This is a genomic window from Halalkalibacterium ligniniphilum (genome assembly GCF_000334155.1).
GTDB lineage: Bacteria > Bacillota > Bacilli > Bacillales > Bacillaceae_D > Halalkalibacterium > Halalkalibacterium ligniniphilum.
Map to the genome: position 1 here is coordinate 1 of NZ_ANNK01000152.1, position 25,148 is coordinate 25,148.

The window sequence follows — 25,148 nt, forward strand, 5'->3', positions numbered from 1 at the left end:
AAGTGGTTACGATGGAAACCCAAGATTGGATACAGGCTGAAATTGCTGAGCTTCCACCGAAATACCGGACAGCGATTATTTTGAAATATATGGAAGATTTGTCGTTGAAAGAAATTAGTGATGTATTAGATTTACCGGTTTCAACGGTCAAAACGAGGATTCATCGAGGACGAGAAGCGCTGCGAAAGCGCATGCGTCATGTGTAGAAAGGGTGAGACAGGATGAGTTGTGAACATCACTATGATGAGATCATCAATAAATATATCGATGGAGAAGCGACCGATCAAGAAAAGCAGATGCTTGAAAGTCATATGACTTCCTGCCCCCATTGTCAAAGGTATGTGCTAGAGCTTCAAAAGACGATCGCATTTATTCAAAGTGCTTCACATATCCAAGCTCCCTCTGATTTTACAATGGGTGTGATGGCAAAATTACCGAAGCGGAAAAAGACAGCGACCTGGAAAAAATGGGTCCGAAAACATCCGCTTGCTGTTGCAGCAGCCGTTTTTATTATTTTGATGTCCTCGAGCGTCTTTTCGCTATGGATGACAGAAGGGGAGCAGGTAACGGTTGCTGGTTCTGGTAACTTGCAGATTGATCGAGAGAGTGGAAGAGTAGTGGTCCCAGAGGGTGAAGTCATTGAGGGCAATCTAGTGGTCCGTAACGGAGAACTTCATGTAGAAGGCGAAGTAAAAGGCAATGTATTACTCGTTAACAGTGAGCCGTATATGGCCTCTGCAGGGCACGTTTCTGGAGAAATAGATGAAGTCAACCAAATACTCGACTGGATTTGGTACCACATGAAGCAGTTCTTTTCCGATGTTGTCGCGGTCTTTGATACAGACGAACAGTAAAGGTCCTCTTTTGAGGGCTTTTTCTTTGCAGAATGTAGAGAAAATGTATCGATCGTTTATCCGTACACAGAATAGAAACTGTATGTTATGAAAGGATAATACTAGAACAAGAACCAAGCAAACGTTGAATTGCCTATTTTATGATATAATAAAAGCCGTTGATAACATGTAGATTTAGTTGATATACTGTCAGAATGGTTGCAGTGTAGGTATACATAGAAACATGTATAAGCAGTTGCTCTTTCTACATGGAAGGGAAACACGTTCGCAAGGAAAGTCTGTACGATGAAGAAAGATGGTGTGAGCGGGACATCTTCTTATCTGCTTCATCCAGTTATCGAGCTTCACCTCTTTTTCCAAGTATGTTTAATTTTTTGTTTAATGTGAATGATTTGGAGGAACGACCATGTTTTTTGGAGAAGACGTTCTATGGCTCAATTACCTTGGGCAAATTGTGGATATTTTGCTCGTAACCTATGTCATTTACAAGCTTATTATGGTTATTCGTGGCACACGAGCAGTACAGCTATTAAAAGGAATTACAGTTATTTTGGCTATATGGTTTATTAGCACCATCTTTGGGCTTCGAACGCTTAACTGGATTGTTATGCAAGCACTCACCTACGGGTTACTTGCGATTATTATTATTTTCCAGCCTGAATTGCGACGTGCTTTGGAACAGCTTGGACGTGGACGCTTTTTCTCAAGCCGAAACGCTCCTCAGGATGAAGCCATGCAAAAATCCATCGATGCCATTGTTAAAGCATCTCTCTATATGGGAAAACGTCGAATTGGAGCCCTTATGTCTATAGAACGGGAAACGGGGATGAGTGACTACGTAGAAACGGGGATTCAAATGAATGCCAATTTAACGTCAGAGTTGCTGATTAACACGTTTATCCCGAATACGCCCCTCCATGATGGAGCGGTCATAATGAAAGGGGATACGATTCTTGCAGCTGCTTGTTATCTTCCTCTTTCTGAGAACCCATTCATTTCTAAGGAACTTGGAACCCGTCACCGGGCCGCACTAGGTGTTAGTGAAGTAACTGACTCACTAACGGTCGTTGTATCAGAGGAGACCGGGAGCATTTCCTTAACGAAAAACGGGGAGCTTCACCGAGATCTTGATGAAGAGCAGCTACGGACGCTCTTAGAAGGGGAGCTTTTAGCCGAAACAAAACAAATCACAACTTCTCGCTGGCAGTGGGGAGGGAAGAAGAATGGATAAATTGTTTAACAGCCATTGGTTTGTTAAAATTATTTCGTTTTTTCTCGCTTTGATGCTTTTTACAATGGTCAATTTGGATAATATTAGCAATCAGGCAGGGATTTTACCGCAGGTGAGTACCACGACCTATACCCTTGAAGATGTAGAATTAACGGTCCTATATGATCAAGAACGATTTGAAATTGTCGACCAAACGGAAGCCGTGCAAGTGAGCTTACGGGGACCACGAAGTGATTTAACCGTTTTTCAAGTAACAAGGCCTTCCTATGAAGTGTACGTCGATTTAACGGAGAGAGAAGAAGGAACCCATACGGTTCAAGTGCAGCATCGCGGGTTTCCGAGCGATTTAGCTGTCACAATTGTCCCAGAAGTTGCAAGAGTGGAATTGCAAGAAAAGCAGACGGTTTCCCTACCTGTAACAGTGGACATTATAAATGAAGATAAGGTTCAAGCTGGCTATTCAGTTGGTACACCGATTGTAACACCTGTGAACATCGAGGTCACAGCCGCACGTGACTTTGTGAATCAAGTGTCTATGGCGAAGGTTTATATTGATGTGACAGACGCTAGTGGTCCCCTAGAAGAAGCGGCACCTGTGAAGTTATATGACCACCAAGGAAATGAGCTCCACCTAGATGATATTGAGCCTTCTGTTGTTGATGTACGAGTGCCGATTACAAGCCCAAATAAGGAGGTACCTGTTCGGATAACAAGACAAAGAGAACTCCCTGAGGGACTAAGTATTGATTCTTTGACGGTTGAGCCGAGAGAGGTCAAAGTGTACGGACCTCAAAATGTTCTCGATGACCTTAGCGTCATTGAAGGAATTCAGTTAGATTTAAGCAAGCTGACAGAAAGCCAGACGATTGAGCTTGCTGTTCCGCTGCCAAGAGGCGCTGAGCGGGTGGAACCAGAGCGTGTGAGTGTGACCGTGGAGCTTGCAGAACAAGAAGAGCTTGAAATGAATAATGTACCGATCGATGTCATAGGAGCAGCCGAGGATCTTAAGGTATCGTTTTCTGAGGGAAGTACCGATTCAGTTGATCTGGTCCTCTTAGGCACAGAAGAAATTCTTAATCGCCTTACGCGGGAGGACATTCAAGTTTACATTGATGTAAATGACCTTTCTGAAGGAACGCATACCGTACCGTTGCAGTTTAACGGTCCACAGAATGTAGAATTTCAATCTAATGTGAAAGAAATAGACGTAACCATTGCTGCGAGAGATGACTAATTGACGATCGTTGAAGGAGAGATAATAAATGGGTAAGTATTTTGGAACAGATGGCGTGAGAGGTGTGGCGAACACGGAGCTAACACCTGAGCTCGCTTTTAAGCTTGGTCGAACGGGCGGGTACGTCCTAACAAAAAACGTTGATAATCCAAAGGTTGTTATTGGAAGAGATACGCGAATTTCTGGAGAGATGCTGGAAGGCGCTCTTGTTGCAGGTTTACTTTCAATGGGGATTGAAGTGATGCGCTTAGGCGTCATCTCAACTCCAGGTGTTGCTTTTTTAACAAAAGCACTCAGTGCAAGCGCAGGGGTCATGATCTCTGCTTCCCATAATCCAGTTGCAGATAACGGAATTAAATTTTTCGGCCCAGATGGTTTTAAACTGTTAGATGAGCAAGAAAATGAAATTGAAGAATTGCTTGACGGAGAGGATAACCTTCCTCGTCCGACTGGTGCAGAACTTGGCCAGGTGAATGATTACTTTGAAGGTGGTCAAAAATATTTGCAGTTTTTAAAGCAGACGGTGCAGGAAGATTTCTCAGGGATTCATATTGCCCTTGACTGTGCTCATGGTGCAGCTTCTTCCCTAGCTGCCCATCTTTTCGCAGATTTGGAAGCAGACATCTCTACAATGGGAACGTCACCGAATGGCATCAATATTAACGAGGGCTGTGGCTCAACTCATCCAGAGAAGCTTGCAGAATTTGTGAAGACAAAGGGTGCTCATGTAGGATTAGCATTTGACGGAGATGCGGATCGACTAATTGCAATTGACGAAAAAGGGAACATCGTTGATGGAGACCAAATTATGTTTATCTGTGCGAAGTATATGAAGGAGCAGGGCTGGCTTAAGCATCAGACCGTGGTGTCAACGGTCATGAGCAACCTTGGCTTTTACAAAGCATTAGAAGAGCTTGGGATCGAGGCGAAACAGACAGCAGTTGGTGACAGGTATGTGATGGAAGAGATGCGAAAAGGCGGGTACAACCTAGGTGGTGAGCAGTCTGGACATATTATTTTCCTTGATTACATTTCTACCGGCGATGGGATGCTGTCAGCACTTCAGCTTGTGAACATTATGAAGCAAACAGGGAAGCCGTTATCGGAGCTAGCAGGTGAAATGGAAAAATTCCCTCAATTGCTAGTAAATGTACAAGTGACAGACAAAAATGCAGTAATGATTAACGCTAAGGTGCTTGAAGCGATTGAAAAAGTAGAAGCGGATATGCAAGGGGATGGACGTGTGCTTGTTCGTCCTTCTGGAACAGAGCCCCTTGTTCGTGTCATGGTGGAAGCAAAGACAGAAGAGCTTTGCACAAGATATGTCGAGGAAATTGCAAATGTTGTTCGTGCTGAATTAGGTTTAAAAGAAGAATAGGCGGGTACAAGTTTATGCATAAGCAGCACATTGATGACTGCTTATGCATATTTTTATTAAGGAAAAGGAATTTTGCTGTGGTCAGTTTGTCCCCTGTCACATCGGGGATCTAATTCTTTAGGGCTTGGGAAAGATTGACGTGCAGACATCTTTTCGTGTATGATTACTCTGACTTGAGTAAAAAGGAGGCTGTAGACAAGGATTAGCGAATCATAAAAAGCGCCTGGACTATTCTTGCGATCGGAAACACGAGGAATAGTTGACGAGGAGAGGGTTTATCGAGATTTCGGCGGATGCCCTCCGGCTGCAACATGACAGCCGCAAGCTTTTGTAAAAAACAAAGGGGTGACTCTTTGGACAAAATCAAAAGCGTTCATGTAGAAAAGATAAAAGATAAGATAAAGAGTGGGGGCAAGTATGCCCTCGGTTGCTTGCCCCCTAATTTCGGGAGGTAACCAAATATGTGTGGAATTGTAGGATATATCGGAACAGAAGATGCAAAAGAGATTTTACTGCGGGGATTAGAAAAGCTTGAATACCGTGGCTATGATTCAGCGGGAATCGCAGTCGTCAACGATCAGGGTGTTCATGTTTTTAAAGAAAAGGGTCGGATTGCTGAGCTTCGTAAAGTGGTTGACATCGAGGTCGAAGGAACGGTAGGAATTGGACATACTCGTTGGGCAACACACGGAGCGCCAAGCAGAATCAATGCCCACCCTCACCAAAGTGAATCTGCACGCTTTACCCTTGTTCATAATGGAGTAATCGAGAATTATGAACAATTAAAGCGTGAGTATTTATCACAAGTTGATTTAGTAAGTGATACCGATACAGAGGTTGTCGTTCAACTAATGCAGCGTTTTGTGGATGATGGAAAAAGGGTCGAGGAAGCCTTCCGTTACACGCTTTCCCTTTTAAAAGGCTCGTATGCCATTGCCCTTGTAGACAAGGAAGATGTGGACACCATTTATGTTGGGAAAAATAAAAGTCCTCTTCTTATTGGTGTAAAGGACGGGGTCAATGTAGTCGCATCCGATGCGATGGCCATGCTCCAAATCACAAATCAATTTCTTGAAATTATGGATGAGGAAATCGTCATCGTTACACGTGATTCGGTCACGATTAAAACGTTAGACGGAACGATTGTCACACGCAATCCATACACAGCGGAGCTTGATGCAAGCGATATTGAAAAGGGCACGTATCCTCATTTCATGCTGAAGGAAATCGACGAACAGCCATTTGTGATCCGGAACATCATTCAAAAATATCAAAACGAAGACGGTACGGTTCGTCTTGATGATAACATCCGTCAAGCGATGAAGGAATCTGATCGGATTTACGTCATTGCAGCAGGAACAAGCTACCATGCTGGACTTGTTGGAAAACAGCTGATTGAAAAGCTCGCGCAAAAGCCAGTTGAAGTGCATATTGCCAGTGAATTCTTGTACAATATGCCACTTCTTTCAGAAAACCCACTCTTTATATTTATTTCACAAAGCGGAGAAACTGCCGACCTACGCGGGGTTCTTGTGGAAGTGAAGAAGCTTGGCTACAGAGCATTAACGATTACGAATGTTCCTGGCTCAACTTTATCCCGGGAAGCAGATTTCACGCTACACACGTATGCAGGACCTGAAATCGCCGTCGCATCGACAAAAGCGTACACGGCACAAATGGCAGTGTTTACACTTTTAGCTGTCGATACGGCAAAAGCTCGCGGCATTGAACTGGACTTTGATCCGATCCAAGAGCTTGGCATCGTCGCCGCAGCGATGGAAACTCTTTGTGACCAAAAAGATGCACTGGAAAAAATCGCTCGTGAATATTTAGCCGTAACACGAAACTGCTTCTTCATCGGTCGTGCGGTTGACTATTATGTTGTCCTTGAAGGAGCCTTAAAGCTAAAAGAAATTTCTTACATCCAAGCAGAGGGCTTTGCTGGAGGAGAATTAAAGCACGGAACGATCGCCTTAATTGAAGAAGGCACTCCTGTCATCGCTCTTGCAACTCAAGAGCATGTTAACCTCAGCATTCGCGGGAACGTGAAAGAGGTAGCCGCTCGCGGCGCCTACCCATGCATTATCAGCATGGAAGGCCACCATGGAGAAGACGATACGTTTGTAATCCCAGCGGTTCATGAACACCTAACACCGCTCGTAGCTGTCATCCCAATGCAGCTTATTGCTTACTACGCTGCGCTTCACCGCGGTTGTGACGTCGATAAGCCACGGAACCTGGCAAAAAGCGTGACGGTTGAATAAGGAGAGCAGTTGAGGTTTAAGGTGTTGTTGATTTAAAATAAAGTCGCGATGTTTATAAAAAAGATGTACCGTTTTACCCCTTTAGATATGATTGTCTAAAGGGGTGTTTTTATGGCGAAGTAAGTTTTTTCAAAGCTTTTTTTCGCAAAAAAGAGAAGGAATAAACTTCATTTCGAACACAGTTTATTCTCCCCTAAATTTAACAAAAGAATAATCTATGTGTAGATTTGAAAAAAGTTTGATAATTTAGTAAAAAAGTTCTATAATGTAAATCAAAGTTTGATAAAACCCTGTTAATATAGAGTTTTTCTTTTGATCCTTAAACTAAATCTGGATTATTCAATTAAAGGGGATTGTTGGGTAGCCATGTTAGAATTGATTGGGAGCGGGGATGATTTCAGGGGGGATTAAACAATTGAAAATGAGAAAACCATTAATTTATACTATATTGTCACTGATATGTGCTGCAGGTGTATTTTATCTCAGCTATTTATTTCAGGAAATGGCATATTGGGGCAATGGATTGACATGGTACTGGGCAGGAGCTGTTTTTACTTATTTAATCGGATTATTAGGTGTCATGTTCATTATCCTATCTTCGGAAGGAAGAAAAGGTGATAAGGAAATATCGTTACCTATTTTGCTTAGTCTACTCTCAGGTGTGACGCTTGTGATCGGTTTCCTTTGGACTACTTTTGTAATCATAGCTGGAATGTCAGGTATGTAATTTAATCAATCGGCTATAGACAATGTTCATAACATATTATTGGATATAGAAAAAAGTCTAGTAGTATTAAAAGGTGAAAACAAGTCTGTTAACGAAAAAGTTGATCCAGTGTTTTCATTCAGAAGTTATTTTTTTCTATTGAAATAGATAAAACATACTATAATGCACCCAGTGGTGTTCATATATCCCGTATAATCTTATTAGATATCTGTTTTGGAGTTACTGATGAAAAGTATAATGAAGAAGTTGAAGAGTTATTGCCTTACTTGTTGGAAGCTGATAGATTAATGATTAAGCAAGCTATGCATATCCCTTCTATAAAGAGGAGAATTGAAAAAGGGGATAGTCAATATAAAAAGACAGAAATATTACACTCTGTCAAAAGAATTTACAAAAAATTAAGATTATACAGAATGGTTCATCAAGGGTTGGTAACACGATATATCAGGAACCAAGATAAAGAAATTACAGAAGGAACAGTCGGCTTTCCATTTGATGAATTTTTGCAACGTCGAATTGATAATGTTGAGAAATCAGAATCTGAGATGAAAACAATTATAGAAAAAGAACAGGGGGAGAGTAGTTAAATGAGTATATTAATTTTGAATGGGTACCCACATGAACATATGCCATATGAGCAATGGTTAGAGGATTCGGAAGAGGAACTAATCTTAATTACATCAAAAATATACGAAAATGAATTCCCAAAAGAAAAATACAAAGAAATAATAGGTTTTGAAAATTATGAAAATAATTCAAATGTAGAAATTCATGCAATTGAATTACATAAGAAATATAATTTCTCCAAATTAATAGCTACTTATGAATTTGATTTATTACGTGCTGCAAATTTACGTGAGTTTCTTAAAATACCTGGTCAAGATTATAATAGTGCTCTTGCTTTTAGGGATAAGTTATTAATGAAACAAATATCAAAAGAGAATAACTTAAACGTGCCTATTTTTGAAAAATTAACAAATGCAGTGGCATTATCAGAATTCATTGATCAAAATGGTTACCCGATCGTGGTAAAGCCAAGAGATGGTGCTGGAGCTGAAGGGGTAAGGATTATTAATGATAGTTCAGATTTAAAATTATTTCTTAACGATGGAATTCCTTTAAATTTCATGGTTGAAGAATTTATAGATGCTGAAATGTTTCATATAGACATCCTTACATTTGATGGTGAGATCATTTTTAATTGGCCAAGTGCTTATTTAGTAAGCAACCTTAAATTTAATGAGGGTGGATTTGCGGGCAGTTACTTAATTAATGAAGAGCACATATATTACGAAAAAATAATGAAGTATTCAAGAGAGTTAGTTAGTAAATTCCCTTCTCCAAAATTTGGTGTTTTTCATATAGAAGTTTTTGTAAAAGAAGGCGAGGTTATTCTTTGTGAGGCAGCTTGCAGACCTGGAGGAGGAAAGATTGTCGAACAACTCTCTCATGCATTCAATGTTAATATCTGTGAAGTTTTCGTTAAATCCCAATGTGATTTATATACTAAACAAGAAGGTGCTTCTATTAACAAAAAACCGAATAAAATAACTGGTTCGATATTAGTTCCTCCATTACCCAAAAAAATTCATCGCCTTCCTATAGAATCACCACCTGTAAATATCTTAGAATATCGAACATATCTAAATATGGATGAACAAAAAAATGAGGCAACTAGTCTGATTGATCGAATTGCAACTTTTGTTATAGAGCCTGGTGAAGACATGTCCATACAAGAAAGCATGAATAATGTTTTTACTTGGTTTACAGATAATTTAGAGTTAGAAGATACTAGAAACAAAAATTAATCTAGTACTTATATTCTTAACAGACAAAAGCGATAAACCCTTTATATTGAAAAGGGTTTATCGCTTCTTTATTGATGGTTTAGAAAACCCCTGGCTGTGCCGGGGGTTCAAAAGAGCTTCTAGCGTGGTATTAAAAAACCTCACTTCATGGTAGGATAAAGTTGGTTTCCCGACCGCTTTATCTCACCAAAGAAGGAGGTATGCCCTGTGAAGGACATGAATAGTTTAGCACACACAACATGGAATTGTAAGTATCATATCGTTTTTGCGCCAAAATACAGAAGGCAAATCATAAGGGATTTATGTGAACGAAAAGGGGTCGTGATTCATGAAGCAAATGCTTGTCCCGACCACATTCATATGTTAGTGAGCATCCCGCCAAAGCTAAGTGTATCTCAATTTATGGGATACTTAAAAGGGAAGAGTAGTCTCATGATATTTGATCGACATGCCAATTTAAAATATCGATATGGAAATCGGAAGTTCTGGTGTCGAGGCTTCTATGTCGATACGGTGGGTAGAAATAAAAAGAAAATCCAACAATACATTAGGGAGCAGCTAGTAGAAGACCATAGAGGAGACCAGTTATCGTTGTTCGAAGACTATGATCCATTTACCGGTGAGAAAAGAAATTCTTTAGAATGGGTGAGTGGATGTGGTGCAAAAGGGAAACCCATTCAGTGGGCCTTTAAGACCGAGACCGGCAAGGAAGGCTTCAAGCCGCAGAGCAAACCATTAGTTCACACTGGTGGTTTTGATTTATACAACAAAAAAGGGGATTAATGTTAAAATTAAAACTACGGTTATTCAAGTAAACCAGCTAATAGTTTGTCAACATTTTTCAATAAAAAAATCTAAACACACATGATATACTAAAAATAGACATACCAAATAACCTTCCTTCACTATAATTTTGGAAGGTTTTGTTCTATTTAGTTAGACACAGTTATTAAGCTATATCTTGGAAGTAGTTCTACTTTTTAATAAGGCATAAATCCAATGTAAGAGCTTATTAACACAAGCAATAACAGCTACTTTGAATGCTTTACCTTCTTCACGTTTTTTATCATAAAATTCCCGCATTCTTTTGTTACGAGGAATGATTTCATCACTCGTCTTCTTCTTGCGGCCAATCGCGAATAGCACAACAGACTGCCATATATAACGCATGGCGAAGCCTACTTGAACCACGCTTCGTAATTCGGTCTTGGGTAGCTGTAAACTTACCAGACTCGAATACACTAGGATCAACACCAGCGAAAGCCACAAGTTTCTTAGGATTATCAAATCGATCTATCTCACCGATTTCAGAGATAATTGTTGCAGCGATTTTTTCTCCAATACCAGGGATAGATTTGATAATGGTATATTCCTAATAAAGTTAAGAGAGAAACCACCGAATACAAATCACCAAAAAAGCCTCTATGTTCAGGGAACACTTGGTCAAGAATGGCTTGAAATGGTAATTTAGTTTGAATAAGTGTTCCAGTAATATTTTCATGTTGTCTTGTTAGATTACGAAGGTTTAAGAGTTGAACTCCACGCTTTTTTTATAGGGTTCTAACTCTTTCTTGTAAAACAGCTCGCAGAGGTAATAAGCATCAACTGCATCGGTTTTAACCTTCCTTAAACTCGAACTTTTCGCTTTATAAGAAATCAGTGGATTAATGATAATTAATAAGTACCCACGCTCCTCTAAGTAATGAACAACTGGTGTTTGATAATGCCCCGTTGCCTCTAGAATAATTGGTGGTTTTACACCTGACTGTTCTTTCACTTCCTCAAGGAACTCTCCAAGAGAAGCAAGCCCATCCAAGGTATGACTAACTTTAAAACTCTTACGGTATGGTTTTCCCTTATCTAAAAAAGCTTGAACCTGACTTTCCCCTTTTGACACATCCAGACCTATGACTGGATTCATTCTAAATCTCCTCCTAAACTTGTAATTTACCAGTACCCCTAATTCATCTTGCAGTATCACAGCTTCGCTTGTTATACGAGATCTAGGTCCCAACCAGCCTCAATCATGTTTCTACAAGTAGGAGGTACGGGTTCAAAGCCCCACGGGCAGTTACGTTTTACCCCTGGCTACTGTTATAATAAGTCCATATAAAAAAGGTCAACCAGAAATATTTTCTTATCTGGATGACCTTATAATACGAACGGACAGGTTAGTTAACAAGGGTTTGAAAGAAAAAATGGTATAATAACTTCTAAAAGGAGTACTGAAAATATGAAATTAAAAATTTTAGATTCAACTTTTTCCGTTGTGAAATTCCCACCAACTGAAACAATACCATTGTGGGCATTAAACTCCGATGTATTTTCTATTACCCGAACAGTTGAGGAACTGTCTATCGTGTGCCCTTCCGAATGTTTATCGATGAACGAAGTATATAAAGATGTTGAAAATGATTGGAAGTGTATAAAAGTAGAGGGAGTTTTAGACTTTAGCTTAACTGGAATATTATCTTCATTAGCGAATCCATTAGCCGAAAATAAGATCAGTATCTTTGCTATTTCAACCTTTAATACGGATTACCTGCTTATTAAAAGCAATTCAATTGAAAAGGCAAAAGTCGTATTAGAGAATGAAGGTCACACTTTTAGCAATATTTAAAAAAATTTCTTCAACAAACGGGCTCGTATCTACAATAAGCAGATACGCTTTTTCTTATTCATCTCCTAAATAAAAGAAATCAATGTTAAGATTAAAAATGAAGCAATAAGGTTTATTCAACTATTTGGCAGGTTAAAAGGGAGATTATATATTTAAAAACAAAAAATATTGGATTCTTATGCCACCTTTTCTAATTCTAACAATCGCATTAATTATGATTTTAACATGTAATTCCCCCTTGCACATTATAGAATATTAGACAAAAAATCCTATATTCCGTTTTATTTACATTAATATAAACCAAAAAACCTACAGAAACCATTTTATAGGATTTTCTATTCTATATTAGATTACGAGTTTAATAATAATTGTCTTTGATTGATACATTATTATTTTATTTCCGGTAACTATTGCTCCCTTAAACCAATTACTACTTACTTAGGCTTAGAAATAATAAAGTATATTAAAATGAAGAAAAAATTAGGCGCATTAGCATTTAGTCTCATGGTATTATCTACACCTTTATATGAAGCATCTGCAGCTGAGGGTGGTATCAATGGAGAACCTGAAATAATTGATGAAGATATCGTAACATCTACAATGGAACCAGAAGAAGGTAGTATGGGAATTATGTCATCAGGTACACGCACATCTACAACCAGAACTTATAGTGGTGCATTTTCAAGTTATTATGCAGTTGCGCGAAACGAAGCTACTCAAATTCAAGATCTTATGACTGTTCGCGGACGTATTTTTAATGGAAATGGTGGTATGGTTTATGATTTGTCTGACCGACAACAGTCAACAAGAGAAGTAAGTGTGACATTATCACATGGAGGAAATAGTTATTATGGACATTACGCAGTAGGTAATCATTTCTATCAACGATCTGGATATGTGGATACCAGACACGAGACGAGATCAAATTGGTAGAATATATAAAAAGGGCGTATACTTAATTATGCGCCCTTTTTATTAGGCAGGAGGTAGTTATGAAAAAAAAGAAATTATTAGTACCTTTCATTCTAATTTTAATGTTTTTAATAACAGTTTTTTTATGGAATAACTTGGAATTGGATTCAGAAAGTAATGTCTCAGATAAACTAGAATCTCAGTACAGTGTAGACTTTTTTCTCACCAAGCCAAATGAAAAACCACTAAAGTTTGCAAGCCCATTAGAGTTAGACGAAAACAGGGATACTACCATCAAAATTAATCTAAATCACAACATTCCAGAAGCAAGAGAGTATGCTATTTTAATACTAGAAGATTATATCCAAAGTGATTTTTCTGTTGAAGAATCTGAAGAATTAATAAATAATTATATTTTCGAAGCCGATGAAAATTCATCAAATGAGATTTCAATAAAAAAAAATATTTCTCCTGAAACAAGGGAATTATCGATTATAGTAATTAAAAAACCTAATTATGTGCTGAAAGAATTCGACCTTTCAAAAGCTGTTGTACTTGAAGATATATTTAGTTCAAGACATCCTATTGTACAAGGTAAAGCACTAGATACATCTAACTTGTATACCCAAAAACCAAATATTATAAAAGAAGATGAAAACCCATTAGGGTTACTTTTCCTAAGTAGTGAATTAAATGAATTGAAAGCTACCTTAGTTTCTTCAAAAAATGAAAAGCTTTATTTATCAGTTGCTAATAACAGTCACTTAGAAAAAATTGATTATGTATTAATCGGTTTGAAAGATTGGCAACAATATGAATTTATTAATGGAGAAAAAGTACTTTATACAGGTTTTCTTTCAGAAAGAGAAAGATACCTTTATGAAATAATTACTCCCAATGTAGTAAGTGATACAAATATACAAATTATAGCACTCCCTTTACCTTCCTATCCAAATGATCAAGAACCACTCTCGTTTCAAGCGATAGGGACATTTAGATTAGCTGTGGAACCTTAAATTATAACTACTCACATTTTTCCAACTGAGAAAAGATATAGGTGCTATTCTCAGAAGGTTATGTGAACTGAAAGATGTCGAAATCATTGAAGCACATGCGATGAAGGATCATATTCATATGTTAGTGAAATTCCCACCTAAATTATCTGTGTCACATTTTATGAGCTTTAAAAGTTCGTTAATGCTCCACGCCGGCATGCCAATTTAAAGTATAACCATGGGAATCGTACGTTTTGGGCAAAAGGATATTATGTGAGTACTGTAGGATTGAAAAACAATAGAGAATTAAATACGTAATCAGGAAGCGGAGGATCGATTACGCGACCAAATGACGAAGAGAGAGTACGTCGATCCATTTAAATTCCGTTTGTAATCCGAAGAATAAAACACCTGAATATGAATTAACTGCTTCTACATTAGACAGATGGATTACTCAGTTTCAACAGTCTGGTTCATATTAACGATAGCCATTTTACATCCAAATTGTCTGTCGTTTCTATTTTTTCCCAAAGTGGAAAAATCATTTAATGTTGATGAATTAGTTTCAACTTTACATAAACCAAATTTAAATGTACATATATGTAGAGGTGAGCATGGATTTAGTGATCCATACTCTTCTAAATACAATGAAGAATTACCTCAAAATGTGTTTGGAAAAACATTGCATTTCTTCAAAAATAACTGAATTTTTATTCCGCAAACGGGCGCTTTAATGGAGGAAAGATCATAGAAATGATCAAACTTTTTTATAAAAGGCGGATTCAATTGAATATATTAAGAGCGTATTTTGACAAATCTTTTTTTCAAAACACGCTCTTTCTTTTTGTTCGCTTATAAAGGTTCAAGGTTATTAGTATCAATTTGCTCAAACATTATTACAAAGCTACACATGGCGATTCGAATTGTTCACGGGGATAAATCTTTCATTTTTACAGGCGATGCAGAACACGAATCAGAAGCAGAAATGCTTAGGAGCGGGCATGAGCTTCAATCGGACCTATATTTGGTTGGACACCACGGCTCTTCTGGAAGTTCGTCTGAAGCATTCTTAGACGCTGTGAACCCCACATATGCCGTTATACAAGTCGGAGAAAATTCATATGGACATCCACCATCGCGAAACCATCCCCAAGCTCGGAGAACGCAATTTAAAGGTATATAGCAATGATTTAAGCAGGGATATTGTCATTGAATCTGATGGGATAGAAATTTCGGTAGTAAAAGGGAAAGAGGAACTTGGTGTATCCGGTTCTGAAATGTATAACGATGGTTCGTCTTTCAGCCAGAATGACAACGATTCGAACCAAAGTTCAAATGATACTGCGGGGGACATTGATAATGATTTGGCGTGTTATCACTTTAAGGAGACGGTCAAAATTATGGAAATTACTAACAATAAAATAGTGCTTAAAGAAAAGAATATACTATTTTAATGCACTACATGCTATTGAATTAAGTCTTTAATAATAGCTTAAAGATGAATAATAGTAATAAAGAAAAGAAGTAATATATAATTAATCAGAACCAATGTACCTTTGATTTAAACGTGAGTTCTCTTATAGAAACTTTGAAAGTTGTTTGGGGACATTGGTTTATTTAATTTTACTAGATGCGAAATTATAAAATTGTGCATTGACCTTTAGGTGGTTCCGACCATTAACTGGATTGGGACTATTTATTCATAGACCTCTAATATTGATGTGAGGCACTCCATTCAATTAGAAAGACGGGACTGCACATTAAATTAATATTTAACAACTGATTTCCTGTGGATTTGAAATAAAGTCACGATGTTTGTAAAAAAGATGAGAGGTTTTTATTAAGTCACGACGTTTATAAAAATGTTGCGAAGATTCACGCCTTTTGACACTCCTTTTTATAAATAAAGGGGTGTCTTTATCATAAAAAGATTATTCCATTAAAGGGCCATATAATGAAGTAACACATTGTCAATATGATGGTAATTTGAAATAATTGTTATTAAGCTAATAGGGCAGAAAAGTGAGGGGAATTTATAATGGATAGTAGATACCCAATTGGACAATTCGATTGTCCAAATGAAGTACAAGAAAAAGATATTCAAATGTGGATGAAAGAAATTGCCACACTACCTAGTCGTTTAAATGCGTTAACTGAATCGCTTCATGAATTGAAATTAACAAAAACGTATAGAGAAAATAGCTGGAATGTACGTCAACTTATTCACCATATTATCGATAGCCATTTAAATGGTTATATGCGAATGAAGTTAGCTTTGACAGAAGAAAATCCAGTGGTTAAAACGTATGAAGAAAGTGAATGGGCAACGCTAATAGATTATGAGATGCCTATTAAAGTTTCTTTACAGCTATTAGAAAGTCTACATGAACGCTGGACATATTTACTTAAAAATCTAACAGCTACTCAATTACAGCGTACATATCAGTATCCTGATGGTATTAAAATGCGAATTGAACAAAGCATCGCACTATATGCATGGCATGGTAATCACCATTTGGCACATATTCAACAAGCTTTAAATAATTAAAATTTGGGTTCGTTTCTAGAATATCATTGTAACATGGTTATTCAATAATGGTATTCCATCAAAGGGCGCAATTCTGCAGAATGAATTGTGTTCTTTCTAAGATAATTTGGATATTTATGTTAAAATAGATGGAGATTGTGAAGGAGTCTACTTAAACTATAGAAGCATTTAGTTGAAGAAGATGTTTTAGACAAAGAGGTGAAAAATGAATAATCGATGGAACGAAATGATATATAAACTTTGGTCTCCAATTTACGATAAGGTTTTTAATTCGGGGAATTTCCTTGAAGCTCGAAAGAAGATATTTCAAGGGGAAAAGTTTGTGAAAAATCAAAATATACTATTCGTTGGTGTAGGAACTGGAGCAGATTTGGAACTAATCAAACATAAAGAATTAAATATTACAGCAATAGATTACTCTAACGAAATGCTTGAAAAAGCAAAAGTAAAATTCAAAGATTCTTCAATAAAGTTCTTTAAAATGGATGCTCAAGATATGAGTTTTAAGGATAATCAATTTGATGTTGTGATAGGAAGTCTTGTTTTATCAGTTGTTCCTGATGCAGACAAATGTGCCCAGGAGATGATTAGAGTCTTAAAACCAAAGGGAAAGATTATAATTTTTGATAAATTTTCACCTAAAGGAAAGAACCTTTCTCCTTTGAAAAAAGCAATTAGACCGTTAATCAGGTTATTAGGTACTGATATCGGTGTAAACTTTGAAACATTGTATGAGAAAAACAAAGAAGTTTTATCTGTGAAAGAGGATACCCCGATAATGTTTAATGGTATGTACAGAAGGATAATCATCAACAAAATGAATGCTTAATTCTTCAACAATCGGGCGCTTTCATTGAATAAGGAAAGTGTTCTTTTCATTAAAGGGTGTAACCGTCAAGTAGTTCTGAACATATTTTGCTCATTAATTTTGAACACTTTTCGCTTGAAATAAAGACTCTCGATACTTAATTCTATGACTGGCTCCATCAAAGTGAACAACTTCAGAGCGATGGAGAAGGCGATCTAAAATCGCCGTTGTTATTCCTTTGTCTCCTATTAATTCACCCCATTCCTCTGGTCCTTTATTTGATGTAAGAATAATAGAACTTCGTTCATAAAGATGATTAATTAGATGGAAAAAGAGATTAGCTTCATTTTGATCCATGGCCATATACATAAGATCATCAATTATTATCAGATCAGCTTCTCTAATTCTCTTCATTTTTAGTTGAGATTTACGGAGGTACTCCTCACTTTTTAATAGAGGGATTAATTCTCCCATGGACACAAATGACACACGGTGTCCTTTATGAATAGCTTCTAACCCAATCCCAATAGCTATATGCGTTTTGCCAACACCTGGTGGCCCTAAAAATATTAGATTAAAAGATTCATCAAGCCAAGAGAGCTCTTGGAGCTGTCTTAATTGTCTCTTACTAAGTGATGGCAATTCCTTAAGATCAAACTCATCAAGACTTTTTTGATAAGGGAACTTTGCCCACTTCAAGTGTTTTTCGATCATCTTTTCTTCTCGACGATTTTCCTCATAAGAAAGTATTTCCCGAAGAAACTCTTGATAGGTCCATGAGTGTGACTCTGCTTTCCGCAAAAAAGAAGGCAGCTCCTTAGATGTTTCGGACATTCTTAAATGATGCAGTTGTCTTTGTAAACTCTCTACTGAGTATTCCAACTTACACACCTCCTAAAATCTTAAGATAACCATCTAGTTCTCTAACCAATGCTTTTTCTTTGTAGTAAGTGGAGGACATTTCTACAATTGGAATATCAGTTGAGGGTATAATACTCTCTTGATCTTGAATCCTCGCTAAATGTCTAACAACATCATGAAAATCATTAGCACTCCATAAGGTCTGTTTAATACAAATTTCTAAGGCAGATTCAGTAAATGGTTCAAAGTTCTTTACTGCTCTGCTTAAAATCTGTAACTGATCTCGCAAGTATCTCGGATATCGCTTTTCAACTTCTTCAAGAAATAGTTGAATCTTTTTCTGATCATCAAAAGAAGCTTTTATCGTTTCCATATATGCTTGTATACCTTTTGACTTATCTCTTGAATGATCCGAGTTCTTTATCAGCTGCCCTTTTCTTCTTGAAAGAGGATGGGTAGCTAATAGTTTACCTCCAGGATTCTTTTCGATAATCAGTTCTTCCTTATCAATTCGAATATAAACGGTATTATCTCCCTGTGGTTTATAAGTTCCAAGTGGTAGCGAGTAACGATTCGATTGAAATTTGATAATATTGTCCTTATGGACAGTTCTTGTTATACTTGTTCCATGGTTACTCTCGAAAGAGAGTAGGGAGGAGACTTCTCGTAAGTGTGGCTTTTCCAGGGCAAACACTTCGATAGGTCTCTGTTTTATTGTGTTATGTACTTGATAGTTTCCTTTTCTATCAAGCCAAGCTAAACATTGCTCATTCCAAGTCTCTAGCTGATGATACACTCGATTTTTCGCAAAGTTTCTTTTAATGAATTTCACCACATTTTCAATCTTACCTTTAGTTTCTGGATCTGCTGCTTTACACAAATAAACCGAAAACCCTCTTTGCTGTTTATAAGCTTGAAACTCTTCTGTATATATAATGTCGCCTCCATTTTCACTTACTGTCATAAGCTTATCTTGGTCATATACAATTTCGTCTGTTCTGCCTCCGTAATATTCAAATGCATTCTCATGAGAACGTAACACATCACGAGTAGTAAAAGGCCGATCTTGCCACTCCGCATATTTATAACGTGAGTGAGAAAGTACAAAGGCAATTACATATATTTTTATCCATTTCCCTTCAAATGTCCTAATCTTTAATTCTCCAAAATCTACTTGCATTTGTTTTCCTTTTGGTAATTCTTCTATTGCTTCATAACTTCTAAATGTGACGGTTTTAGGTATATGATACTTCTCCCGAAGTTCCCTAACATATGTACGAACCGTACTATCACCTATGTCAGTGAACGAACAACGTTCCTCTAACCAATCAGAGATTTGTGAGGCAGATAAATCTGGATGATCTTTTAGCCAGCCTAAAATTTGATCCTCGAAAGGATCAAGTTTTCTTTTTCTTGTCTTTAAGTCATCCACCCACCTATAAGCTTCCTCAAAATCTTTTTCTAGATATTCATAAACAGTTGTTCTGGATAAATTGCATTTTCTTGCAATAGCTGCAACTTTAAATCCCTGTTGTTTCAATTGATGAACTTCTACAATCACTTCTAATTTCAACACCTTCCCGATCCTCCAGTACATCAGTCATATTCATACTTCTTGATTTTAACTGATTGGAGGTTAATTAGCAGAAAGTGTTCATTTTTATCAAGCAAAAACTGTTCAATTTAGTCTAGCAGTTACAAAGGGCTATATTATTGAATATCGTTTTTTAATTTTCCATAAAATGCATATTCCTTGAATGTTTCTAATCAGACTTTACTTTCAAAGCTCCAAACACTTGGTCCTATCCTAGATGACCTAATCTACTTTGCTCAGGAGGAACCAAATGTATAATTTTCACAACGGAATGGTGAAATCAACAATCATGTAGCTCTCTCTGGAAAGGAAACCAGAGAACTTTTAGGATATAAAAAAATAAATATTAAACGACTTACCGATGGATTTGCTGAAATTAATACTGAAAAGAATAAAAGCTATTCCATTGCTGAGAACGTAGTTCAAGGCAGTGTGGCCATGTTCGCAGTTACTCAAAATGATGAATGTGACTACGATATTGACGTTGCGGTTCTTTTCGATAAAGATAATATCTCTTCTAAAGCGTTAGACTGTAGAAAGCTAGTAGAAGATGCATAGGACGCAAAGCTAAGAATTTTGTAAACCCACCAAAGGCTGGGACTAATGCGGTGCGTATTCAATACCAAGAGGGATATCATATTGATGTTGCGGTATATCGTCGTTTTATAAATGAAAACGATGAGTATGAATATGAGCATGCAGGTTCTGATTGGGCAAAACGTCATCCAAGAAGTATTCGTAAGTGGTTTAATGAAAGGGTGAAAACGCTTAGTCCTGATAAAGCGAATGAAGACGTAAGTGTTGAAAATAATCAGTTACGTCGAATTGTCAAACTGCTAAAAATGTTCTGTCGCTCCCGAAGTAATTGGAGTCTTCCGGGAGGAGTGAAGAAGAACGGTCAAACGGTTGCTAAAAAGTCTATAAACATTGAAATTTTATAGAATTAAAAAATATAAAGTCGTTTAAAAAGTACACAGTTAACAACCGTTCGCTTATTATTTAAATTAAGTGAGCGGTTGTTTTATTTGACGCTTACTTTTAAACGTTGTAAGGAATCAATTTTACTATGTTCTGTAAAGAGAAACAAACTAGAGTTTCACCAGTAATGGGGCCAGTAAAACCTATTATTGATAAGTGGATTAAAGAGGATTTAAAAAAGAAGAAGAAATACCATCGAACGGCAAAGAAAATGTTTCAACAATTGAAGAAGTTTCATAGTTTTAAAGGGGCGTATCGAACTGTACGAGATTATGTCTCTAAACGTAAAAAGGAATTACGGGAAGATTATTAAGAAGCTGCATTACCTTTGGAGTCTTTTTCTGGAATAGCTCAAGTAGACTTTGGGACAGCCCCTTTTGAATATAATTCGGAAGTAATTGAACTGCCCTATTTAGTCATGTCTTTTCCTTTTATGCAGTCAAAAAGGTCATGTCTAAAGGGAACAGAGAGTTAAAGGAAACGTTTGAACGCTTTACACTTTTTTTGATTTTTATTCCATTTGAATATTGACTATTTGAGTTCGTGCTTGTTTTGGGTGTACTTCAAACCTTGAATCTGCTCCAAATTCTATAAACGATCTCTCAGGAACCCTATCGATCACTTGAGTATCATCACTCTTAGCAGCGTGCTAGTTTAATGAAATAACAGCTCGTGTAAAGGAGAAGAATGACACGTGTACAGTATTACAAATTGTTAATGTGAAAGACAAAGATATCCCGTACCAACATATATCCATTTCACATCCAGAAATACAAGATCAAGAGAAATCCAAAGAGGCAAAGAAATACACTTATCGTTCTCTAAATAGACAGGGTGATGAAGCGGGCTTTACATTAGATGAACAGTTAGATGGTTCTACAGAAGACTTTGATCTTGTACAAATGAATCAGTTAAAACATGAATACACATTAGTTCCCAGAATTGATCGTATTAAAGGTAGTCATTCCAAGCAACGAATGAAGGAAGACGAAAACACGAAGAAATACTACATTAATCAAGATTCCATTCGTTCTAAGGGAAATCCAAGCTTTCTAATAAAATTTAAATTTTTTAAAATTGACTAGACACATGACAGTTAATCAGTTATGATGATATCAAATTAAACCGATTGATTAAATCGAATTTAGCTCGTAGCCGATCAGACAAATGAAGGCTTCTTAATCTTACATTCAGGTGTTGTAATGGTTAGGGAGCCTTTTTGTGTACTTATTTATCCTCGTTTTTTTAACTTTAATTCATAGTAAATTCATTGGATTAATCAACTTGGAGTAGGGGTTATTAAACACAATAAAAAGGGATACTTTTACTAATTAATACGACTATTTTTATTTGAATTATATGTTTTAAAGGGTTTGTGAGGAGGTGTGATTAATGGCATATATACCTGAAGAGAAATTAGAATCTATTATTCGTGCAATTGAAAAGCTGGAATTTGGTTCTTTACTTATCACCGTTCATCAGGGTGAAATTACTCAACTTGATGTAACAGAAAAAACTCGTTTTCAAATTCCTAAAAAAAGTAAAAGTGAGTGAAGGCCAATAGGATGACCACAGGCACTTTCTTGCAGAGGAATCTTTTGTTTTAGTAAAGGCAGGAGGAACAGAATGACGAACAAACTAGGGTCATACACATTGAGGTCAATACTGATTGGTTATTTACTTCTCTTAATTGTTTTACCTATTAGTGCAGTTTATGTTAAAGGTTTTTCTTTAGGTTTAAATGAGTTCTGGAACAGTATCTCAAATGGAATTGCCGTTAGTGCTATTGTGTTGACCATTAAGTTAAGTGTAATTGCTACAATCATACAGGCGATTATCGGAACATTTTTGGCTTATGTACTTACAAACTATGATTTTATTGGGAAGCGCTATTTAAATAGTATTGTTGATTTGCCCTTTGCTTTACCAACAGCTGTATCGGGTGTGATGCTGATGACGTTATTGGGACCGCAAAGCTTTGTTGGGAGCACATTGCAGCAAGCTGGGTTTGAACTTTTATATAGTGAGCCTGCTATCATCATCGGAATGGTTTTTGTTACCTTTCCTTTTGTCATTCGCGCAGTTCAACCTCTTCTTGAAAATCTAGATGAGTTTCAAATTCAAGCGAGCTTTACTTTAGGAGCAGGGAAATATCGGACGTTATGGCGTGTTGTTCTCCCTACCATTTTACCCGGTATCATTACAGGTTGTATGTTAGCTTTTTCAAGAGCGCTGGCGGAATTTGGTGTTCTTGCTCTCATTTCGGGTAATCTACCTGAGAAAACGTTGGTTGCATCTGTCTATATTTTTGGACAAATTGAGAGCTTTGATGCGGCTGGGGCAACCGCTGTCTCAGTCGTTCTATTAACCATTTCGTTTATCATTCTTTGGTTTACAAATTTTATTCAAAGGAGGATGCATCACTAGATGAAAAAAGGATCGATTGCACTTACCTGGTTCATATTTGGCATCATCATCATACTTCCAGTAAGTTATATGGTTATTGCAGCATTTGAAGATGGTATCTCAGGCTTCATTGAAGCGGTTACTCGACCTGAAGCTATCTTTGCATTAAAGAACTCATTTTATATTGTTGGAATTGTAACGGTTATAAATGTTTCATTAGGCATTCTTTTCGCAATCGAACTTATTCGGGGCCGATGGATTGCAAAATGGTTAAAGCCAATAATGAATGCCATTATTGACTTGCCCTTTGCCGTATCTCCGGTCATAGGAGGGCTGATGATTATTCTACTATTCGGTCCAGAGACGGTACTAGGAGCATTTCTCGGCTCGCATGGGATCAAAATTGTCTTTGCTTTTCCAGGGATGGTATTAGCGACGCTATTTGTCACTTTTCCTTTTGTCATACGTGAAGTCGCACCTGTGTTAGCTGAAATTGGAGAAGACTCAGAGGAAGCATCAAGAATGTTAGGGGCATCAGCTTGGCGAACTTTTTGGAAAGTGACGTGGCCTGCTATTCAATGGCCAGTTGTATACGGAGCTGTGCTAACCATTGCTCGTGCATTAGGAGAATTCGGAGCTGTCCTAGTTGTTTCCGGAAATATTATAAATCTCACTCAGACAGCAACAACACTCGTTTATCAAGATGCAGACAATTTTAATTTAATAGGAGCAAACAGTATAGCATTTATTCTCTGCTTAACATCCGTTGTTATTTTACTCGTTCTGGATTGGTTAAAGCGTAGACAGGAGGCCGTGTTACATGGACATACAAGTTAAAGGGTTGCATAAATACTTTGGAGATTTTCATGCCATAAAGGGGGTGGATTTTCAGATAAAAGAAGGGAATTTGGTAGGGCTTTTAGGACCGAGCGGAGGCGGGAAAACCTCGATTTTAAGAATGTTAGCCGGATTAGAGCATCCAACTGAAGGTGACATTTACCTAGACCATAAGTTAGCTAATGATTTACCTACTCAAAAAAGAGAAATTGGTTTTGTGTTTCAAAATTATGCTTTATTTAAACATATGACTGTATTTGAAAATGTCGCATATGGCTTAAGGGTCAAGAAGGCCAAGAAGGAGGAGATTGATCAATCCGTACACGAGTTGCTTCGTTTAATGGGATTAGCAGGAACAGAAAAAAAGTACCCACACCAATTATCTGGTGGTCAGAAACAACGAGTTGCTTTTGCTAGAGCGTTAGCCCCTAGACCACGGTTGCTGTTGTTAGATGAACCCTTTGCTGCAATTGATGCAAAAGTAAGGAAAGAGCTAAGAGTTTGGCTTCGTAATGTAATAACGGAGTTCGGAATTACGACGATATTTGTGACGCATGACCAAGATGAAGCCGTGGAAGTGGCTGATGAAATCCTTATTATTAACCAAGGGAAAGTAGAGCAACAAGGTGCTCCTTGGGATATCTACCATCACCCATCATCCGTCTTTGTCGCAGGATTTATTGGGGAATCCACTATTGTAGAGAAACCTACTACACTCGTTGGATTTGATCGACTTGCTCTTCTTCAGCAGCAAGAAGATTCGCTGCACCAACATACCATCTTTATTCGACCGGAGTGGATTGAAGTAAGACCAAGCGAGGTAACTGTGAATAAATTTGCAGGGCAATCAGGTGTGGTCAAACATCTTCATTTTCGAGGCGATTCATGGTACGTAGAAGTGACTGTTGGTGACTTAGATTTGGTCACGTATTCTAGTATTCAAGAAAAGCAATTTCAAATTGGAGAGGAAGTCAATGTTCTTATTCATCAACTATCCATATTTACAAATACAGGTAATGAGATACTGGAAAATGAATTGAAGGATACCCCATTACCTTATCATATATAAAATTAAAAAAGGGGAGTTGGAAAA

At 37.3% G+C, this 25,148-nt stretch carries 25 protein-coding genes and 3 pseudogenes; 25 read left to right on the forward strand and 3 right to left on the reverse strand.

What is annotated here, in order from left to right:
- The 10 genes and pseudogenes from BLT_RS0118550 to tnpA (BLT_RS22370) all read left to right on the forward strand — a co-directional run.
- The coding region (locus BLT_RS0118550) for a sigma-70 family RNA polymerase sigma factor (RefSeq protein ID WP_017729226.1) at positions 1 to 206 on the forward strand (206 nt) is incomplete at its 5' end.
- Between the two features lie 15 nt (positions 207 to 221).
- Entirely contained in the window at positions 222 to 854 is a 633-nt protein-coding gene (gene rsiW / locus BLT_RS0118555; RefSeq protein WP_017729225.1) for an anti-sigma-W factor RsiW, read from the forward strand.
- Positions 855 to 1,260: 406 nt separating this feature from the next.
- Complete coding sequence (gene cdaA, locus BLT_RS0118560; RefSeq protein ID WP_017729227.1) at positions 1,261 to 2,085, forward strand: diadenylate cyclase CdaA; 825 nt, start codon at positions 1,261 to 1,263, stop codon at positions 2,083 to 2,085.
- Entirely contained in the window at positions 2,078 to 3,319 is a 1,242-nt protein-coding gene (locus BLT_RS0118565) for a CdaR family protein (protein WP_017729228.1), read from the forward strand. The genes cdaA and BLT_RS0118565 overlap by 8 nt, the downstream gene beginning before the upstream one ends.
- Positions 3,320 to 3,347: 28 nt before the next feature.
- The gene (gene glmM / locus BLT_RS0118570) at positions 3,348 to 4,697 is read left to right on the forward strand and encodes a phosphoglucosamine mutase (RefSeq protein ID WP_017729229.1); all 1,350 of its coding nucleotides are present in this window, start codon (positions 3,348 to 3,350) and stop codon (positions 4,695 to 4,697) included.
- A 461-nt stretch (positions 4,698 to 5,158) separates the two neighbouring features.
- Complete coding sequence (gene glmS / locus BLT_RS0118580; RefSeq protein ID WP_017729231.1) at positions 5,159 to 6,961, forward strand: glutamine--fructose-6-phosphate transaminase (isomerizing); 1,803 nt, start codon at positions 5,159 to 5,161, stop codon at positions 6,959 to 6,961.
- 421 nt (positions 6,962 to 7,382) lie between these two features.
- On the forward strand, positions 7,383 to 7,688 hold the full coding sequence (locus BLT_RS0118585; protein WP_152414409.1) for a hypothetical protein: 306 nt from the start codon (positions 7,383 to 7,385) through the stop codon (positions 7,686 to 7,688).
- Between the two features lie 266 nt (positions 7,689 to 7,954).
- Positions 7,955 to 8,275 carry a hypothetical protein gene (locus tag BLT_RS0118590; protein ID WP_017729233.1) on the forward strand — a complete coding sequence of 107 codons (321 nt, stop codon included), beginning with the start codon at positions 7,955 to 7,957 and terminating at the stop codon, positions 8,273 to 8,275.
- Entirely contained in the window at positions 8,276 to 9,496 is a 1,221-nt protein-coding gene (locus tag BLT_RS0118595) for an ATP-grasp domain-containing protein (protein WP_017729234.1), read from the forward strand.
- Positions 9,497 to 9,712: 216 nt separating this feature from the next.
- Positions 9,713 to 10,123, forward strand: a pseudogene (tnpA, locus tag BLT_RS22370) (IS200/IS605 family transposase); the annotation flags it as partial.
- A 322-nt stretch (positions 10,124 to 10,445) separates the two neighbouring features.
- On the opposite strand, the pseudogene BLT_RS22375 reads toward tnpA (BLT_RS22370), so the two are convergent.
- A pseudogene (locus tag BLT_RS22375) lies at positions 10,446 to 11,417 on the reverse strand (IS110 family transposase).
- A gap of 312 nt (positions 11,418 to 11,729) precedes the next feature.
- Here BLT_RS22375 and BLT_RS0118615 point away from each other — a divergent pair.
- The 8 genes and pseudogenes from BLT_RS0118615 (at position 11,730) to BLT_RS0118640 (ending at position 17,400) form a co-directional block, all read left to right on the forward strand.
- Complete coding sequence (locus tag BLT_RS0118615) at positions 11,730 to 12,116, forward strand: ACT domain-containing protein (RefSeq protein ID WP_017729236.1); 387 nt, start codon at positions 11,730 to 11,732, stop codon at positions 12,114 to 12,116.
- A 468-nt stretch (positions 12,117 to 12,584) separates the two neighbouring features.
- Positions 12,585 to 13,049, forward strand: a complete 465-nt coding sequence (locus BLT_RS0118620) for a hypothetical protein (RefSeq protein ID WP_017729237.1) — start codon at positions 12,585 to 12,587, stop codon at positions 13,047 to 13,049.
- A gap of 59 nt (positions 13,050 to 13,108) precedes the next feature.
- Complete coding sequence (locus tag BLT_RS0118625; RefSeq protein WP_017729238.1) at positions 13,109 to 14,044, forward strand: hypothetical protein; 936 nt, start codon at positions 13,109 to 13,111, stop codon at positions 14,042 to 14,044.
- Positions 14,045 to 14,066: 22 nt separating this feature from the next.
- A pseudogene (gene tnpA, locus BLT_RS23420) lies at positions 14,067 to 14,417 on the forward strand (IS200/IS605 family transposase); the annotation flags it as partial.
- 516 nt (positions 14,418 to 14,933) lie between these two features.
- Entirely contained in the window at positions 14,934 to 15,206 is a 273-nt protein-coding gene (locus tag BLT_RS25040; RefSeq protein WP_394295523.1) for an MBL fold metallo-hydrolase, read from the forward strand.
- Positions 15,145 to 15,477 carry a hypothetical protein gene (locus BLT_RS0118630; RefSeq protein WP_017729239.1) on the forward strand — a complete coding sequence of 111 codons (333 nt, stop codon included), beginning with the start codon at positions 15,145 to 15,147 and terminating at the stop codon, positions 15,475 to 15,477. The genes BLT_RS25040 and BLT_RS0118630 overlap by 62 nt, the downstream gene beginning before the upstream one ends.
- A 584-nt stretch (positions 15,478 to 16,061) precedes the next feature.
- Positions 16,062 to 16,571 (forward strand): YfiT family bacillithiol transferase, encoded by a 510-nt coding sequence (locus BLT_RS0118635; protein ID WP_017729240.1) that lies wholly within the window; start codon positions 16,062 to 16,064, stop codon positions 16,569 to 16,571.
- Positions 16,572 to 16,776: 205 nt separating this feature from the next.
- Positions 16,777 to 17,400, forward strand: a complete 624-nt coding sequence (locus BLT_RS0118640; RefSeq protein WP_017729241.1) for a class I SAM-dependent methyltransferase — start codon at positions 16,777 to 16,779, stop codon at positions 17,398 to 17,400.
- Positions 17,401 to 17,493: 93 nt separating this feature from the next.
- Here the strand turns inward: BLT_RS0118640 and istB are convergent, their stop codons facing one another.
- Together istB and istA are read right to left on the reverse strand one after the other, a co-directional pair.
- Positions 17,494 to 18,261 (reverse strand): IS21-like element helper ATPase IstB, encoded by a 768-nt coding sequence (istB, locus tag BLT_RS0118645; protein WP_017728973.1) that lies wholly within the window; start codon positions 18,259 to 18,261, stop codon positions 17,494 to 17,496.
- 1 nt (position 18,262) lies between these two features.
- Positions 18,263 to 19,837, reverse strand: coding sequence for an IS21 family transposase (istA, locus tag BLT_RS0118650; RefSeq protein WP_152414397.1), 1,575 nt, complete (start codon positions 19,835 to 19,837; stop codon positions 18,263 to 18,265).
- Between the two features lie 605 nt (positions 19,838 to 20,442).
- Between istA and BLT_RS22795 the strand changes: the two genes are divergently transcribed.
- The 7 genes from BLT_RS22795 to BLT_RS0118685 all read left to right on the forward strand — a co-directional run bounded on the left by BLT_RS22795 (position 20,443) and on the right by BLT_RS0118685 (position 25,124).
- The gene (locus BLT_RS22795) at positions 20,443 to 20,775 is read left to right on the forward strand and encodes a hypothetical protein (protein ID WP_017729242.1); all 333 of its coding nucleotides are present in this window, start codon (positions 20,443 to 20,445) and stop codon (positions 20,773 to 20,775) included.
- Between the two features lie 164 nt (positions 20,776 to 20,939).
- Positions 20,940 to 21,125 (forward strand): hypothetical protein, encoded by a 186-nt coding sequence (locus BLT_RS24600; protein ID WP_236611120.1) that lies wholly within the window; start codon positions 20,940 to 20,942, stop codon positions 21,123 to 21,125.
- 406 nt (positions 21,126 to 21,531) lie between these two features.
- Positions 21,532 to 21,897 carry a hypothetical protein gene (locus tag BLT_RS22800; protein WP_017729244.1) on the forward strand — a complete coding sequence of 122 codons (366 nt, stop codon included), beginning with the start codon at positions 21,532 to 21,534 and terminating at the stop codon, positions 21,895 to 21,897.
- A 307-nt stretch (positions 21,898 to 22,204) separates the two neighbouring features.
- Positions 22,205 to 22,366 (forward strand): YezD family protein, encoded by a 162-nt coding sequence (locus BLT_RS23435; RefSeq protein ID WP_017729245.1) that lies wholly within the window; start codon positions 22,205 to 22,207, stop codon positions 22,364 to 22,366.
- A gap of 72 nt (positions 22,367 to 22,438) precedes the next feature.
- Positions 22,439 to 23,239: a sulfate ABC transporter permease subunit CysT gene (gene cysT, locus BLT_RS0118675; RefSeq protein WP_017729246.1), complete on the forward strand. Its 801-nt coding sequence runs from the start codon at positions 22,439 to 22,441 to the stop codon at positions 23,237 to 23,239.
- Positions 23,240 to 24,055 carry a sulfate ABC transporter permease subunit gene (locus BLT_RS0118680; protein WP_017729247.1) on the forward strand — a complete coding sequence of 272 codons (816 nt, stop codon included), beginning with the start codon at positions 23,240 to 23,242 and terminating at the stop codon, positions 24,053 to 24,055.
- Entirely contained in the window at positions 24,039 to 25,124 is a 1,086-nt protein-coding gene (locus BLT_RS0118685; RefSeq protein ID WP_017729248.1) for a sulfate/molybdate ABC transporter ATP-binding protein, read from the forward strand. The genes BLT_RS0118680 and BLT_RS0118685 overlap by 17 nt, the downstream gene beginning before the upstream one ends.
- The last annotated feature ends 24 nt before the right edge of the window (positions 25,125 to 25,148 follow it).